14 protein-coding genes are annotated in these 15666 nt (G+C 71.9%); 12 read left to right on the forward strand and 2 right to left on the reverse strand.

Annotated features, from left to right (window positions below; translation table 11 throughout):
- Nucleotides 1–253 precede the first annotated feature (253 nt).
- The 4 genes from lepA to AB0O53_RS23995 all read left to right on the forward strand — a co-directional run bounded on the left by lepA (nt 254) and on the right by AB0O53_RS23995 (nt 5826).
- A complete protein-coding gene (gene lepA / locus AB0O53_RS23980) occupies nt 254–2119 on the forward strand; it encodes a translation elongation factor 4 (RefSeq protein ID WP_030819275.1) in 1866 nt (621 codons plus the stop codon).
- A 234-nt stretch (nt 2120–2353) separates the two neighbouring features.
- Nucleotides 2354–4246: an AMP-dependent synthetase/ligase gene (locus tag AB0O53_RS23985; protein ID WP_350999978.1), complete on the forward strand. Its 1893-nt coding sequence runs from the start codon at nt 2354–2356 to the stop codon at nt 4244–4246.
- A 100-nt stretch (nt 4247–4346) separates the two neighbouring features.
- On the forward strand, nt 4347–5579 hold the full coding sequence (hemW, locus tag AB0O53_RS23990; RefSeq protein ID WP_365198072.1) for a radical SAM family heme chaperone HemW: 1233 nt from the start codon (nt 4347–4349) through the stop codon (nt 5577–5579).
- Nucleotides 5580–5703: 124 nt separating this feature from the next.
- Nucleotides 5704–5826 (forward strand): hypothetical protein, encoded by a 123-nt coding sequence (locus AB0O53_RS23995; protein WP_350999982.1) that lies wholly within the window; start codon nt 5704–5706, stop codon nt 5824–5826.
- A 165-nt stretch (nt 5827–5991) separates the two neighbouring features.
- Here AB0O53_RS23995 and AB0O53_RS24000 read toward each other — a convergent pair whose 3' ends face one another.
- Together AB0O53_RS24000 and AB0O53_RS24005 are read right to left on the reverse strand one after the other, a co-directional pair.
- Entirely contained in the window at nt 5992–6795 is an 804-nt protein-coding gene (locus AB0O53_RS24000) for a DUF3097 domain-containing protein (RefSeq protein ID WP_350999984.1), read from the reverse strand.
- 34 nt (nt 6796–6829) lie between these two features.
- Nucleotides 6830–7549 (reverse strand): MBL fold metallo-hydrolase, encoded by a 720-nt coding sequence (locus AB0O53_RS24005; RefSeq protein WP_350999986.1) that lies wholly within the window; start codon nt 7547–7549, stop codon nt 6830–6832.
- Nucleotides 7550–7722: 173 nt separating this feature from the next.
- Between AB0O53_RS24005 and hrcA the strand changes: the two genes are divergently transcribed.
- The 8 genes from hrcA (at nt 7723) to AB0O53_RS24045 (ending at nt 15661) form a co-directional block, all read left to right on the forward strand.
- The gene (hrcA, locus tag AB0O53_RS24010) at nt 7723–8739 is read left to right on the forward strand and encodes a heat-inducible transcriptional repressor HrcA (protein ID WP_350999988.1); all 1017 of its coding nucleotides are present in this window, start codon (nt 7723–7725) and stop codon (nt 8737–8739) included.
- Nucleotides 8740–9876: a molecular chaperone DnaJ gene (gene dnaJ, locus AB0O53_RS24015; protein WP_031145725.1), complete on the forward strand. Its 1137-nt coding sequence runs from the start codon at nt 8740–8742 to the stop codon at nt 9874–9876.
- A gap of 156 nt (nt 9877–10032) precedes the next feature.
- The gene (locus AB0O53_RS24020; RefSeq protein ID WP_365198076.1) at nt 10033–11124 is read left to right on the forward strand and encodes a nitronate monooxygenase; all 1092 of its coding nucleotides are present in this window, start codon (nt 10033–10035) and stop codon (nt 11122–11124) included.
- A complete protein-coding gene (locus tag AB0O53_RS24025; RefSeq protein WP_350999992.1) occupies nt 11121–11864 on the forward strand; it encodes a 16S rRNA (uracil(1498)-N(3))-methyltransferase in 744 nt (247 codons plus the stop codon). Before AB0O53_RS24020 ends, AB0O53_RS24025 begins: the two co-directional genes overlap by 4 nt.
- Before the next feature lie 80 nt (nt 11865–11944).
- On the forward strand, nt 11945–12304 hold the full coding sequence (locus AB0O53_RS24030; RefSeq protein WP_350999994.1) for a histidine triad nucleotide-binding protein: 360 nt from the start codon (nt 11945–11947) through the stop codon (nt 12302–12304).
- 3 nt (nt 12305–12307) lie between these two features.
- Complete coding sequence (locus AB0O53_RS24035) at nt 12308–13213, forward strand: ribonuclease Z (RefSeq protein WP_365198080.1); 906 nt, start codon at nt 12308–12310, stop codon at nt 13211–13213.
- A 177-nt stretch (nt 13214–13390) separates the two neighbouring features.
- Nucleotides 13391–14485 carry a carbohydrate kinase family protein gene (locus tag AB0O53_RS24040; RefSeq protein WP_350999998.1) on the forward strand — a complete coding sequence of 365 codons (1095 nt, stop codon included), beginning with the start codon at nt 13391–13393 and terminating at the stop codon, nt 14483–14485.
- Between the two features lie 135 nt (nt 14486–14620).
- Nucleotides 14621–15661: a PhoH family protein gene (locus AB0O53_RS24045; protein ID WP_030819296.1), complete on the forward strand. Its 1041-nt coding sequence runs from the start codon at nt 14621–14623 to the stop codon at nt 15659–15661.
- The last annotated feature ends 5 nt before the right edge of the window (nt 15662–15666 follow it).

Here is a 15666-nt window from a genome sequence, read left to right on the forward strand (position 1 = left end):
AGAGCCTTTTCAGGTTCAGAGTTTGATCTTCGGATTGTGCCTCGACAGCTGAGAGGGCATACGAGACACAGCTGCCCAGGCTACCAGGCACGCTCCTGGCGGCCCAAACCGAGCGCACTGCCCCGTCCATGGGACCATGGGAGCCTGCGTATGGACCGACATCGTGCCGCCGAGAGCGACCGGAGCCGGACTGTCCGCTCCGACCGACGCTCCGAAGACGCTTCCGACTGCGACCCGAGAATCAGGACACTGCGTGCCCGCGATCCCCAGCCACGTGCCCGAGCCGAGCCGTACCGACCCGGCGCTGATCCGCAATTTCTGCATCATCGCGCACATCGACCACGGCAAGTCGACCCTTGCCGACCGGATGCTCCAGCTCACCGGTGTCGTCGACCAGCGGCAGATGCGCGCCCAGTACCTCGACCGCATGGACATCGAGCGTGAGCGCGGCATCACGATCAAGTCCCAGGCGGTGCGGCTGCCCTGGGCGCCCACCACGGGCGAGGGTCAGGGCAGCACCCACATCCTCAACATGATCGACACCCCCGGGCACGTCGACTTCACGTACGAGGTCTCGCGCTCCCTCGCCGCGTGCGAGGGCACGATCCTCCTCGTGGACGCCGCCCAGGGCATCGAGGCGCAGACCCTCGCCAACCTGTACCTGGCGATGGAGAACGACCTCGCGATCGTCCCGGTCCTCAACAAGATCGACCTGCCGGCCGCCCAGCCGGAGAAGTTCGCCGAGGAGCTCGCGAACCTGGTCGGCTGCGACCCCGACGACGTGCTGCGCGTCTCGGCCAAGACCGGCATGGGCGTGGACGCCCTGCTGGACAAGGTCGTCGCCACCGTCCCGGCCCCGGTCGGCGTCAAGGACGCCCCCGCCCGCGCGATGATCTTCGACTCGGTCTACGACTCCTACCGCGGCGTCGTGACGTACGTCCGTGTGGTCGACGGCCAGCTCAACAAGCGCGAGCGCATCAAGATGATGTCCACCGGCGCCACCCACGAGCTGCTGGAGATCGGTGTCTCCTCCCCGGAGATGACCCCGGCCGACGGCATCGGCGTCGGCGAGGTGGGCTACATCATCACCGGCGTGAAGGACGTCCGTCAGTCCAAGGTCGGTGACACCATCACCAGCCTGCACAACGGCGCGACCGAGGCCCTCGGCGGCTACAAGGACCCGAAGCCGATGGTCTTCTCGGGCCTCTACCCGCTCGACGGCTCCGACTACCCGGACCTGCGCGAGGCCCTGGACAAGCTCCAGCTCAACGACGCCGCGCTGGTCTACGAGCCCGAGACCTCGGCGGCGCTCGGCTTCGGCTTCCGCGTCGGCTTCCTCGGCCTGCTCCACCTGGACGTGGTCCGCGAGCGCCTGGAGCGCGAGTTCGGCCTCGACCTGATCGCGACCGCGCCCAACGTGGTCTACCGGGTGGTCCTGGAGGACGGCAAGGAAGTCACCGTCACCAACCCGAGCGAGTTCCCCGAAGGCAAGATCAAGGACGTCTTCGAGCCGGTCGTCCGGGCCACGGTGCTCGCCCCGACCGAGTTCATCGGCGCGATCATGGAGCTGTGCCAGCAGCGCCGCGGCACCCTCCTCGGCATGGACTACCTCTCCGAGGACCGCGTCGAGATCCGCTACACCCTCCCGCTCGCCGAGATCGTCTTCGACTTCTTCGACCAGCTGAAGTCCAAGACGCGCGGCTACGCCTCCCTCGACTACGAGCCCACCGGCGAGCAGGCCTCCAGCCTGGTCAAGGTCGACATCCTGCTGCACGGCGACAAGGTCGACGCCTTCTCCGCCGTCTGCCACAAGGACGCGGCCTACGCCTACGGCGTGCGCCTCGTCGCCAAGCTGCGCGAGCTCATCCCGCGGCAGGCCTTCGAGGTGCCGATCCAGGCGGCCGTCGGCTCCCGCGTCATCGCCCGCGAGACCATCCGCGCCATCCGCAAGGACGTCCTCGCCAAGTGCTACGGCGGTGACATCTCCCGTAAGCGGAAGCTGCTGGAGAAGCAGAAGGAAGGCAAGAAGCGCATGAAGATGGTCGGCTCCGTGGAGGTCCCGCAGGAGGCCTTCATCGCCGTCCTCTCCAGTGACGAGTCCGGCGCCAAGAAGAAGTAGCCACCTCTCCGTCACCCGGCGTACACAGGCCCCCGCGCATCGGCGCGGGGGCCTGTTTCGTTATGAACCGGCCGCTCACTGGCTCTTACGCGCACGCCGGACGCGCTCTAGTCTGATCACTGCTCAACGGTTACTCGTCAGTTAAGAAAGTCAACGGCTGCAAACCCGCCAGTCCCAAGCGCCCCCAGCGCCCCACGCCCACGCACTGCCGCGTGGACCGGTCCGGAGGATGTCGTGAGCGACACACAGACCTATCTCGAGAACCGCCCGCCCACCGTGGCGGTGCTCTTCCGTGAGCGCGTCGCCGCGACGCCGAACGACGAGGCCTACCGGTATCCGGTGCCCGCGGCCGGCGGTCAGGGCGCGCCGGACGACTGGAAGTCGCTGAGCTGGAGCCAGGCCGCCGAGCGGGTCTTCGCCATCGCGGCCGGACTGATCTCCCTCGGGCTGGAAACGGAACAGCGCGTCGCCCTCGCCTCCAACACCCGCGTCGAGTGGATCCTCTCCGACCTCGGCGTGATGTGCGCCGGCGGCGCGGTCACCACGATCTACCCCAGCACCAACGCGGACGAGTCGGCGTTCATCCTCGCGGACTCCGAGAGCCGGGTGCTCATCGCCGAGGACGCCAAGCAGCTGGCGAAGGCCCGCGAGCGCCGCGCCGACCTGCCCGGACTGCGCCACGTCGTGGTCCTGGACGCCGCCGACGCGGTCGCCGCCGAGGGCGACCCGGAGGGCTGGGTGCTCTCCCTGGCCGACCTGGAGGCGAAGGGCAAGGAGTACCTCGCCAAGCACCCCGAGGCCGTCGACGAGCGCATCGCGTCCATCACCTCCGGGCAGCTCGCCACCCTCATCTACACCTCCGGCACCACCGGCCGCCCCAAGGGCGTACGGCTGCTGCACGACAACTGGTCCTACCTGGCCAAGGCCATGACCGCCACCGGCCTGATCGGCAAGGACGACGTCCAGTACCTCTGGCTGCCGCTGGCCCACGTCTTCGGCAAGGTGCTGACCTCCGGCCAGATCGAGGCCGGTCACGTGACGGCCGTCGACGGCCGCATCGACAAGATCATCGAAAACCTGCCGGTCGTGCAGCCGACGTACATGGCCGCCGTACCGCGCATCTTCGAGAAGGTCTACAACGGCGTGGCCGCCAAGGCCCGGGCCGGCGGCGGCGCCAAGTACAAGATCTTCCAGTGGTCCGCCGGCGTCGCCCGCGAGTACGCCAAGGTCACGCAGGACAACTACCGCCGCACCGGGCGGGCCACCGCCCCCTTCGGCCTCACCACCAAGCACAAGATCGCCGACGCGCTCGTCTACTCCAAGCTCCGCGACGCCTTCGGCGGGAAGCTGCGCGCGGCCGTCTCCGGCGCCTCCGCCCTGGCCCCCGACATCGGCTTCTTCTTCTCCGGCGCGGGCATCCACATCCTGGAGGGCTACGGCCTGACGGAGTCCAGCGCGGCCTCCTTCGTCAACCCCGGCGAGGCCTACCGCACCGGCACGGTCGGCAAGCCGCTCCCCGGCACCGAGGTCCGCATCGCCGACGACGGCGAGGTCCTGCTGCGCGGCCCCGGCATCATGCAGGGCTACCACGGGCAGCCGGACAAGACCGCCGAGGTCCTGGAGTCCGACGGCTGGCTGCACACGGGCGACATCGGCGAGCTCTCGCCCGACGGCTACCTGCGCATCACCGACCGCAAGAAGGACCTGATCAAGACCTCGGGCGGCAAGTACGTCGCCCCGGCGGAGATCGAGGGCCGGTTCAAGGCGATCTGCCCGTACGTGTCGACCATCGTCGTGCACGGCGCCGACCGGAACTTCTGCTCGGCGCTGATCGCGCTCGACGAGCCGTCGATCCTGGGCTGGGCCGCCGAGAACGGGCTGGAGGGCAGGACGTACAAGGAGGTCCTGGCCGCGCCGGAGACCGACCGGCTGATCGAGACCTACGTCCAGACCCTGAACGAGGGCCTCCAGCGGTGGCAGACGGTCAAGAAGTTCCGGATCCTGCCCCGCGACCTCGACGTCGAGCACGGCGACCTCACGCCCAGCCTGAAGCTGAAGCGGCCGGTGGTCGAGCGTGAGTTCAAGCACCTGATCGAGGAGATGTACGAGGGGTCCCGCGAGGCCTGAGGCCTGCGACGGGCCCGGCGGGGCGGGTCGGTGACCCGCCCCGCACCCTGCGCTCCGTCCGGCGGACCGCCGGGTGCGCCGGGTGCGGGATGATGGGGGTATGCCTTCCGCACTCCCCGACGGTGAACCCATGCCCGAAGACGGCTCGCTGCCGTCGCACGCCCTGGCGGGCGCGGGGGAGCGGCCGCTCGGCTTCTACCTGCACGTCCCGTACTGCGCCACGCGCTGCGGGTACTGCGACTTCAACACCTACACGGCCACCGAGCTGCGGGGCACCGGAGGGGTGCTCGCCTCCCGCGAGAACTACGCCGACACCCTGATCGACGAGGTCCGCCTCGCCCGCAAGGTGCTCGGCGACGACCCGCGGGCCGTCCGCACCGTCTTCGTCGGCGGCGGCACGCCGACGCTGCTGCCCGCCGGGGACCTCGTACGGATGCTCGCGGCGATCCGGGACGAGTTCGGCCTGGCCGAGGACGCCGAGATCACGACGGAGGCCAACCCGGAGTCCGTCGACCCGGCGTACCTGGCCGAGCTGCGCGCCGGCGGCTTCAACCGGATCTCCTTCGGCATGCAGAGCGCCAAGCAGCACGTCCTGAAGGTCCTGGACCGCACCCACACGCCCGGGCGCCCCGAGGCGTGCGTGGCGGAGGCCCGCGCTGCGGGCTTCGAGCACGTCAACCTCGACCTGATCTACGGGACGCCGGGCGAGAGCGACCAGGACTGGCGCGACTCCCTCGCCGCCGCGCTCGGGGCCGGCCCGGACCACGTCAGCGCCTACGCGCTGATCGTCGAGGAGGGCACGCAGCTGGCCCGCCGGATCCGCCGCGGCGAGGTCCCCATGACCGACGACGACGTCCACGCCGACCGCTACCTGATCGCCGACGAGGTCATGGCCCAGGCGGGGTACTCCTGGTACGAGGTGTCGAACTGGGCCACCTCGGAGGCCGGACGCTGCCTGCACAACGAGCTGTACTGGCGCGGCGCCGACTGGTGGGGCGCAGGTCCCGGCGCGCACTCGCACGTGGGCGGGGTGCGCTGGTGGAACGTCAAGCACCCCGGCGCCTACGCCGCCGCCCTCGCCGAGGGGCGCTCCCCGGGCGCGGGACGCGAACTCCTCTCGGAGGAGGACCGCCGCGTGGAGCGGATCCTGCTGGAGCTGCGCCTCGTGGACGGCGTCCCGCTGTCCCTGCTCGCCCCGGCGGGCCTGGCCTCCTCCCGCAAGGCCCTTGCGGACGGGCTCCTGGAGCCGGCCCCCTACGAGGCCGGGCGCGCCGTGCTGACCCTGCGCGGGCGGCTGCTGGCCGACGCGGTGGTCCGGGACCTGGTCGACTGATCACCTTCCCGGGTGAACCCGCGCCGATCCGGGTCGGCGCTGCCTACCCTGTTCCCAGCCTGTCGTCGTACCTCACGGCGGCAGAAACGGAGGGCCGGAGACGACCGCTGTGGACGATCAGCGCATGACCGAGTTCTTCGAGAGCCTCGCGGCTCCCGAGGGCGTCAAGGTCGAGCTCCTCCGGGGGGAAATCGTGATGACGGCCGGGCCCGACGTGGTCCACAACCTGATCGTGCTGTTCATCTGATCGTCGACCCCTTCGAAGCGAAGTGCACGCTGCTCACCGAGCCGTTCGGCGGCGGGGACCAGGCCGGCTACCGCACGGCGCGGACCAGCAAGTTCGCAGAACCGGTCCCGCTCGATGCCCTCGGGGTGACGCTCGACACCGGGCAGTTCGGCACCCTGCCGTAGATCAGGCCGGGGCCGTGACGAAGTCGATCAGTTCCTCCACGCGGCCCAGCAGGGTCGGCTCCAGGTCCTTGTAGGAGCCCACCCGGGACAGGATGTGCTGCCAGGCGGCCCCGGTGTTCTCCGGCCAGCCCAGGGCCCGGCAGACGCCCGTCTTCCAGTCCTGGCCGCGGGGGACCACCGGCCAGGCCGGGATGCCCAGCGCGGACGGCTTCACCGCCTGCCAGACGTCCACGTACGGGTGGCCCACCACCAGCACGTCCGGCGAGGTCACCGCCGCCGCGATGCGGGACTCCTTCGAGCCCGGCACCAGATGGTCCACCAGGACCCCGAGGCGGGCGTCCGGGGCCGGGCCGAACTCCGCCACCACGGCCGGGAGGTCGTCGACGCCCTCCAGGTACTCCACCACCACGCCCTCGATGCGCAGGTCGTCGCCCCACACCCGCTCCACCAGCTCGGCGTCGTGCCGGCCCTCGACGTAGATCCGGCCGGCCCGCGCCACCCGCGCACGGGCGCCGGGGACGGCGATGGAGCCGGACGCCGTGCGGGTGGGCACCGCCGGGCCGCGGGGCGGGCGCACCAGCGTCACCACCGCGCCGTCCAGCAGGAAGCCCCGCGGCTCCATCGGGAACACCCGGCGCTTGCCGAAGCGGTCCTCCAGGGTCACCGTGCCCGCCTCGCAGGCCACCACCGCGCCGCAGAAGTCCGTACCCGCCACCTCGACCACCAGGTCCGGTTCCGCGGCGACCTCCGGCACGGCCTTGGGTCGCTTCCACTGCGGGGTCAGATCGGGGGAGTACTCGCGCATCCGGCCGACACTAGGAGAGCGGCGCCCCTCCCCGCTACGACACGCCGGAACGGGCCGCCAGTGTGGCGCGTTGCGCACGCACGAACTCCGCGGTGACCACCGCTCCGTGACCCGGTACGTACAGCGCGTCCTCACCGCCCAGCGACAGCAGCCGGTCCAGGGCGGCGGGCCACTGCCGGGGCACCGCGTCCGGGCCCGCCATCGGCTCGCCCGACTCCTCGACCAGGTCCCCGCAGAACACCGTCTCGCGTTCGCCCGGGACGAAGACGGCCAGGTCGTGCCCGGTGTGCCCGGGCCCCACGTTGGCCAGCAGCACCTGCACCCCGCCCAGTTCCAGGGTCCATTCGCCCGACACCTGATGGCCGGGCAGTACCAGCCGGTCCACCGCCTCGGCCGCCTCCGCCTCCGCCAGCCCGTGCCGCACCGCGTCCCCGCGCAGCTCCTCGCGCTCCGCGTCGAGGAGCGCGGCCAGCCCCACCGCCCCGAAGACCTCGGCCCCGGGGAGGGCGGCCGCGCCCAGTACGTGATCGAAATGGCCGTGCGTGAATGCGATATGGGTCACGCTGCGGCCCGTCAGGCGCTCGGCCTCGGCCCGTACCGCGGCCCCCTCGCGCACGCAGGAACCGGGATCGATCAGGAGGACGGACTCGTCCCCCACCACCAGCCCCACCGTGCAGTCCCACACCGGCAGGCGCCGCCGGCCGGCCCTTCCGGTGAGCCGTTCCCAGCCCGCCTCTTCCCAACGCACGTCCATGCCGCGACGCTACCCTGGCGGGCCTCCCTTGCCAGGGTCTTACTACCCGGCCGTACACTGAGCGGGGGCTCTCTGGCACTCGAACGTACAGAGTGCCAACGAACGTCAGAACACGGCAGAAGACGTCGGAACACGTCGGAACACGGCAACGGATCACGCTGGAGGTGTGCGCGATGCTCAGCGAACGCAGACTCGAAGTGCTGCGCGCCATCGTCCAGGACTACGTCGGGACGGAGGAGCCGGTCGGCTCCAAGGCGCTCACCGAGCGGCACCGGCTCGGCGTCTCGCCCGCCACCGTGCGCAACGACATGGCGGTGCTGGAGGAAGAGGGCTACATCGCCCAGCCCCACACCAGCGCCGGCCGGATCCCCACCGACAAGGGCTACCGGCTCTTCGTCGACCGGCTCGCGGGGGTCAAGCCGCTGTCGTCGCCCGAGCGACGGGCCATCCAGAACTTCCTCGACGGGGCCGTCGACCTCGACGACGTCGTCGGCCGTACGGTGCGGCTGCTCGCGCAGCTGACCCGCCAGGTCGCGGTCGTCCAGTACCCGAGCCTGACCCGCTCGACCGTCCGGCACGTGGAGCTGCTCTCGCTCGCTCCCGCGCGCCTGATGCTCGTGCTGATCACGGACACCGGACGCGTCGAGCAGCGCCTCGTCGACTGCCCGAGCCCCTTCGGCGAGGCTTCGCTCGCCGACCTGCGGGCCCGGCTCAACAGCCGGGTCGTCGGCAGGCGCTTCACCGATGTGCCGCCGCTCGTCCAGGACCTCCCGGAGTCCTTCGAGGCCGACGACCGGGGCACCGTCTCCACCGTCCTCTCGACCCTCCTCGAAACCCTGGTCGAGGAGGCGGAGGAGCGGCTGATGATCGGCGGAACCGCCAATCTCACCCGCTTCGGACACGATTTTCCCCTGACGATCAGGCCGGTGCTGGAGGCGCTGGAGGAGCAGGTCGTGCTCCTCAAGCTGCTCGGCGAGGCCAACGAGTCGGGAATGGCCGTAAGGATCGGGCACGAGAACGCCTACGAGGGGCTCAACTCCACGTCGGTCGTCTCGGTCGGTTACGGTTCGGGCGGCGAAACGGTCGCCAAACTCGGCGTGGTCGGACCGACCCGCATGGACTACCCCGGAACGATGGGAGCGGTACGCGCAGTGGCACGTTACGTCGGACAGATCCTGGCGGAGTCGTAAGTGGCCACCGACTACTACGCCGTTCTCGGCGTGCGCCGCGACGCATCGCAGGACGAGATCAAGAAGGCCTTCCGGCGCCTCGCGCGTGAACTCCACCCGGACGTGAATCCGGATCCGAAGACGCAGGAGCGCTTCAAGGAGATCAACGCGGCCTACGAGGTGCTCTCGGACCCGCAGAAGAAGCAGGTCTACGACCTCGGCGGCGACCCGCTGTCCTCCTCGGGCGGCGGCGGAGCCGGCGGCTTCGGAGCGGGCGGCTTCGGCAACTTCTCCGACATCATGGACGCCTTCTTCGGCCAGGCCTCGCAGCGCGGCCCGCGCTCGCGGACCCGGCGCGGCCAGGACGCCATGATCCGCCTCGACCTGGAACTGGACGAGGCGGCCTTCGGGACGACCAAGGACATCCAGGTCGACACAGCCGTCGTCTGCACCACCTGCTCCGGCGAGGGCGCGGCCCCCGGCACCTCGGCGCAGACGTGTGACATGTGCCGCGGCCGCGGTGAGGTCTCGCAGGTCACCCGGTCCTTCCTGGGCCAGGTCATGACCTCGCGCCCCTGCCCGCAGTGCCAGGGCTTCGGCACCGTCGTCCCGACCCCGTGCCACGAGTGCGCGGGCGACGGCCGGGTCCGCTCCCGCCGCAGCCTCACGGTCAAGATCCCGGCAGGCGTCGAGAACGGCACCCGGATCCAGCTCGCGGGCGAGGGCGAGGTCGGCCCCGGCGGCGGCCCCGCCGGCGACCTGTACGTGGAGATCCACGAGCTGGCCCACCCGACCTTCCAGCGGCGCGGGGACGACCTGCACTGCACGGTCACCATCCCGATGACGGCGGCGGCGCTCGGCACCAAGTGCCCGCTGGAGACCCTGGACGGGCTGGAGGAGATCGACATCCGGCCCGGCACCGGGTCCGGCCAGGCGATCCCGCTGCACGGGCGCGGCGTCACCCACCTGCGCGGCGGCGGGCGCGGCGACCTGATCGTCCACGTCGAGGTCACCACCCCGGGCAAGCTGGACGCCCAGCAGGAGGAACTGCTGCGCCAGCTGGCGAAGCTGCGCGGCGAGGAGCGGCCCATGGGCCAGTTCGCGCCGGGCCAGCAGGGCCTCTTCAGCCGGCTGAAGGACGCCTTCAACGGTCGCTGACCGCACGGCGGACACCGCTTCGAGCCCGGCCCGGGGACACCCCGGCCGGGCTCTTCGCGTACGCCCGGAGGCGGCCCCTCCGCCCGCCGGGACGGGGACTATGCCAAGCGAATGCGGTGATTCGGCGCCCCGGGCCGGACGTGGCACGATGCAGCCATGTCCACCGCCGCGAACGGTCTCTCCCCCCACCCGATCGTGCAGGCTCCCATGGCGGGCGGCGCCTCCTGCCCGCCGCTCGTCGCCGCCGTGTGCGAGGCCGGCGCGCTGGGCTTCCTGGCCGGCGGCTACAAGACCGCCGACGGGATGTACCAGGAGATCAAGCAGGTGCGCGCGCTCACCCGGCACCGCTTCGGCGTCAACCTCTTCATGCCGCAGACCGGGTACGTCGACCCGGCCGCGGTGGAGGCGTACCGCGGGCAGCTGGCCGGCGAGGCCAGCTGGTACGAGATCTCGCTCGCCGAGGAGGACATCATCGGCACCAGCGACGACGGCTACGACGCCAAGCTCGCCATCCTCCTCGAAGACCCGGTCCCGGTCGTGTCGTTCACCTTCGGCTGCCCCGCCCCCGCGGCCCTCGCCGCCCTGCGCAAGGCGGGTACGTACACCGTCGTCACCGTGACCTCGGTCGAGGAGGCCCGCAGCGCCCAGCAGGCGGGCGCCGACGCCGTCTGCGTCCAGGGCGTCGAGGCGGGCGGCCACCAGGGCACCCACCGGGACGACCCGCAGATCGACGGCACGGCGGCGGTGGGACTGCTCGCGCTGGTGGCACAGGTACGGGAGGCGGTGGCCCTGCCGATCATCGCCGCGGGCGGGGTCATGCGGGGCGCGCAGATCGCCGCGCTGCTGGCGGCCGGCGCGGCGGCGGTGCAGCTCGGGACGGCCTTCCTGGTGTGTCCCGAGTCGGGGGCGGACCCCGTGCACAAGAAGGCGCTGACCGATCCGCTCTTCGTCCGCACGGAGCTGACCCGGGCCTTCTCCGGGCGGCCGGCCCGGGGCCTGGTCAACCGCTTCATGCGGGAACACGGCCCCTACGCCCCGGCCGCCTACCCCCAGGTCCACCACCTGACCTCGGGGCTGCGCAAGGCGGCCGCCGCGGCCGGCGACCCGCAGGGCATGGCCCTGTGGGCGGGCCAGGGGCACCGGCTCGCGCGGGCGCTGCCGGCGGCGGAGCTGGTGGAGGTGCTGGCGGCCGAACTGGCCGAGGCGCAGAGGATGTTGAAGGAAATGCAGATGAGGAGTGCGTCATGACGGCCCCGGTGTTCGTGGTCGAAGAGGTCCCCGCGGGGGCGGAGTTCGTCCTGGACGGCCCGGAGGGCCGCCACGCCGTGTCCGTGAAGCGGCTGAACCCGGGCGAGCAGGTGGTCCTGACGGACGGCCGCGGCGGCTGGGCGGAGGCGGTCGTCAAGGCGGCCGAGGGCAAGGACCGGCTCGTCGTGGCGGTCGCCGGCGCCGGGCGCGAGGAGGAGCCCGCGGTCCGCATCACCGTGGTCCAGGCCCTGCCCAAGGGGGACCGGGGCGAGCTGGCCGTCGAGACCATGACCGAGACCGGCGTGGACGCGATCGTGCCCTGGCAGGCATCCCGCTGCATCACCCAGTGGCGCGGCGACCGCGGGGCCAAGTCCCTGGCCAAGTGGCGGGCCACGGCCCGCGAGGCGGGCAAGCAGTCCCGCCGGGTCCGCTTCCCGGAGGTGGCCGAGGCCATGTCCACCAAGCAGGTCGCGGCGCTGCTGGCCGACGCCGATCTGGCGATGGTCCTGCACGAGGACCGCGACACCCCCTCGCAGGCCCTGGCCACGGCCGAGCTGCCCGCGGCCGGCTCCGTCGTCCTGGTGGTCGGCCCGGAGGGCGGGGTCTCCCCGGAGGAGCTGGAGGTCTTCGCCGCGGCGGGGGCGCACCCGCACCGCCTGGGCCGCTCCGTCCTGCGGACCTCCACCGCCGGCACCGCGGCCGCGGCGGTCCTGCTCGCCCGTACCGGACGCTGGGCCTGACCGGCCGAAATGCGCGCCCGCGGCGGGCCCCCGGCTGGATACGATGCCCGGACCGATCAACGTCACGGGAGGGTGTGCACATGGCCGGGGAACCGCAGGCCGACTGCCTGTTCTGCAAGATCGTCGAGGGGAGCATCCCGGCGACCGTGGTCCGGGAGACCGAGACCACCGTCGCCTTCCGGGACATCAACCCGCAGGCGCCCACGCACGTGCTCGTCATCCCCAAGGTGCACTACGCCGACGCCGCGTCCCTCGCGGCCGCCGAGCCGGGCGTCGCCGCCGACATACTGCGCGAGGCCGCACAGGTCGCCGCCGACGAGAAGATCGACGACCACGGCTACCGGATCGTCTTCAACACCGGATCCGGTGCCGGGCAGACCGTCTGGCACGCCCACGCGCACGTCCTGGGCGGCCGCGGCCTCCAGTGGCCCCCGGGATAGCACGTGTCCGTCAGAGAGTTCGTGGTGCTGGGCACCGCCAGCCAGGTGCCCACCCGCCACCGCAACCACAACGGCTACCTGCTGCGCTGGGACGGCGAGGGCATCCTCTTCGACCCGGGCGAGGGCACGCAGCGGCAGATGCTGCGGGCCGGGGTCGCCGCGCACGACATCAACCGCATCTGCATCACCCACTTCCACGGCGACCACAGCCTCGGCCTCGCCGGCGTGATCCAGCGGATCAACCTCGACCAGGTCCCGCACCCCGTCGCCGCGCACTACCCGGCGTCGGGGCAGAAGTTCTTCGACCGGCTCCGGTACGCCACGGCCTACCGCGAGACCGTGCCGCTCCTGGAGGAGCCGGTCCGCGAGGACGGGCCGGTCGCGCAGGGCGCCTCGTACGTCCTGGAGACCCGGCGGCTCTCGCACCCGGTGGAGTCCTTCGGCTACCGGATCACCGAGCCCGACGGGCGCCGGATGGTGCCCGAACTGCTCGCCCGGCACGGGATCAAGGGGCCCGACGTGGGCCGGATCCAGCGCGACGGACACCTCGGCGGGGTCACGCTGGAGCAGGTCAGCGAGCCCCGGCCCGGGCAGCGGTTCGCGTTCGTCATGGACACCCGGCTCTGCACCGGCGTGGACGAGCTCGCCGAGGGCTGCGACATGCTGGTCATCGAGTCGACCTTCCTCGACGAGGACGAGCGCCTGGCCACCGACCACGGGCACCTCACCGCCGGCCAGGCGGCGCGCGTGGCGCGGGACGCGGGCGTGCGGCACCTGGTGCTGACGCACTTCTCGCAGCGGTACACCGACCCCACCGAGTTCGAGCGCCAGGCACGGGCGGCCGGGTTCGAGGGGGAGCTCACCGTGGCCGCGGACCTGATGAGGGTGCCGCTGCCGAAGCGGGGCTGAGGCGCGCGGCCCGGGACGCGCGGCGTCCCGGGCCCGCCACCGGAGGTTGGGGTGACCGGGTCGCAGGGCATCTTGCGGGTGACCTGCGCCACACTGGGTTTTGATCCCGCACCTGGTGGGGAGACCTCGCAGCTTTCACCGAGAAACGGCCCTTCGAGATCAACCGGGGAGACCACCGTGACCAGTCGGGACCTCGACAGCCGCACCGCAGCCGTGGACCCGCTCGGTCCGCTGCGCGACCCGGAGGAACCGGGCTGCGACGTCTTCCTGACCGGGACGGTCTTCCTCGACATCATCTTCACCGGCCTCGACTCGGCGCCCGTGCGCGGCACGGAGTCCTGGGCGCGCGGCATGGGCTCCAGCCCCGGCGGCGTCGCCAACATGGCCACCGCCCTGGCCCGGCTCGGCCTGCGCACCTCGCTGGCCGCGGCCTTCGGCGACGACCACTACGGCGAGTACTGCTGGGACGCGCTGGAGCAGGGCGAGGGCATCGACCTGTCCATGTCGCGGATCGTCCCGGGCTGGCACAGCCCCGTCACGGTCTCGATGGCCTACGAGGGCGAGCGCACGATGGTCTCCCACGGCCACGAGGCCCCGCCGCCGGCGGACCCCGGGCCCCTGCCGCAGTGCCCGCCGAGAGCCCGCGCGGCCGTGGCCTCGCTGGGCCCCGGCCGCGGCGAGGCGTGGATCGGCGAGGCCGCCCGGCGCGGCTCTCGGGTCTTCGCGGACGTCGGCTGGGACGAGAGCGGGCGGTGGGACCTGGGGGCCCTGGCCGACCTGGAGCACTGCGAGGCCTTCCTGCCGAACGCGGGCGAGGCGATGCGGTACACGCGCACCGACTGTCCGCGGGCGGCGGCCCGCGCGCTGGCCGAGAAGGTCCCGATCGCGGTGGTGACCATGGGCGCGGAGGGCTCGTACGCGGTCGACGGGCGCACCGGTGAGACCGCGCACGTCCCCGGGATCGCCGTGGAGGCGCTGGACCCGACGGGGGCGGGGGACGTCTACGTGGCGGGCTTCGTCACCGGCACCCTGGCGGGCTGGCCGCTGGCGGACCGCCTCGCCTTCGCCGGGCTGACCGCCGCCCTGTCGGTCCAGGAGTTCGGCGGCTCCCTGTCGGCCCCCGGCTGGCCGGAGGTGGCCCACTGGTGGCGCGACGCCCCGCACGCGCTGCGCGGCCGCTACGGCTTCCTGGACGACCTCATCCCGTCGGCCGCTACCCCGGCCGCCCGGCGCAGGGCCGTCCCGACCATCGGCTTCCGGCACTCCGCGTAGCCGCGGGACTGCGCGGGGCGGGGCGGTGAAAACCTCTCGGGGAAGCAGCGGCGGCGACGTACGCTTGGTACTCCGGAGGTCGTCGATCGGCGCGGCCCCTCAGCAGGAGGTATGCGCAGGCCACAGTGCCGGCCCATGACTCAGACATCGACAGCCCACATCCCCGCGCCGGGGCAGGCGCGAGCGCACTTCACCGTACCGGCGACGCACCCGATGGTGACGGTGCTCGGCTCGGGCGACGCCCTGTTGCGCGTGATCGAGAAGGCCTTCCCGAAGGCCGACATCCATGTTCGGGGCAATCAGGTCAGCGCGATCGGAGAGGCGGCGGAAGTCGCCCTGATCCAGCGACTGTTCGACGAGATGATGCTGGTGCTCCGCACCGGGCAGCCGATGACGGAGGACGCAGTGGAACGCTCGATCGCCATGCTCAAGGCGAGCGCGAACGGCAACGGGGACGGGCCCGAGACGCCCGCCGAGGTGCTCACCCAGAACATCCTCTCCAGCCGCGGCCGCACCATCCGCCCCAAGACCCTCAACCAGAAGCGGTACGTCGACGCGATCGACAAGAACACGATCGTCTTCGGCATCGGCCCCGCCGGTACCGGAAAGACCTACCTCGCCATGGCCAAGGCGGTCCAGGCCCTGCAGTCCAAGCAGGTCAGCCGGATCATCCTGACCCGGCCCGCCGTCGAGGCGGGGGAGCGGCTCGGCTTCCTGCCGGGCACCCTCTTCGACAAGATCGACCCGTACCTGCGCCCGCTCTACGACGCGCTGCACGACATGCTCGACCCCGACTCGATCCCGCGGCTGATGGCGGCGGGCACGATCGAGGTCGCGCCGCTGGCCTACATGCGCGGCCGCACGCTCAACGACGCGTTCGTGGTCCTCGACGAGGCCCAGAACACGACCACCGAGCAGATGAAGATGTTCCTGACGCGTCTCGGCTTCGACTCCAAGATCGTGATCACCGGTGACATCACCCAGATCGACCTGCCCGGCGGGGCCAGGAGCGGTCTGCGCCAGGTCCAGGAAATCCTCGACGGGGTACCGGACATCCACTTCTCGAGGCTCACGTCCGAGGATGTCGTCCGGCACAAGCTGGTCGGCCGTATCGTCGACGCGTACGAGAAGTACGACGACGGCCAGCAGGCCGCCAACGGCTACCAGCGGAAGTAGAACCC

Origin of the sequence: Streptomyces erythrochromogenes, assembly GCF_040684695.1 — a bacterium.
In the GTDB taxonomy this organism is placed as follows: Bacteria; Actinomycetota; Actinomycetes; order Streptomycetales; family Streptomycetaceae; genus Streptomyces; species Streptomyces erythrochromogenes_C.

Excerpts from the sequence above, each read along its gene's own strand:
- hemW (WP_365198072.1), top strand. The coding sequence starts at position 4,347 with ATGCCTTCCGCACTCCCCGACGGTGAACCCATGCCCGAAGACGGCTCG.
- AB0O53_RS23995 (WP_350999982.1), top strand. The coding sequence starts at position 5,704 with ATGACCGAGTTCTTCGAGAGCCTCGCGGCTCCCGAGGGCGTCAAGGTC.
- AB0O53_RS24000 (WP_350999984.1), bottom strand. The coding sequence starts at position 6,795 with ATGCGCGAGTACTCCCCCGATCTGACCCCGCAGTGGAAGCGACCCAAG.
- AB0O53_RS24005 (WP_350999986.1), bottom strand. The coding sequence starts at position 7,549 with ATGGACGTGCGTTGGGAAGAGGCGGGCTGGGAACGGCTCACCGGAAGG.
- hrcA (WP_350999988.1), top strand. The coding sequence starts at position 7,723 with ATGCTCAGCGAACGCAGACTCGAAGTGCTGCGCGCCATCGTCCAGGAC.
- AB0O53_RS24020 (WP_365198076.1), top strand. The coding sequence starts at position 10,033 with ATGTCCACCGCCGCGAACGGTCTCTCCCCCCACCCGATCGTGCAGGCT.
- AB0O53_RS24025 (WP_350999992.1), top strand. The coding sequence starts at position 11,121 with ATGACGGCCCCGGTGTTCGTGGTCGAAGAGGTCCCCGCGGGGGCGGAG.
- AB0O53_RS24030 (WP_350999994.1), top strand. The coding sequence starts at position 11,945 with ATGGCCGGGGAACCGCAGGCCGACTGCCTGTTCTGCAAGATCGTCGAG.
- AB0O53_RS24045 (WP_030819296.1), top strand. The coding sequence starts at position 14,621 with ATGACTCAGACATCGACAGCCCACATCCCCGCGCCGGGGCAGGCGCGA.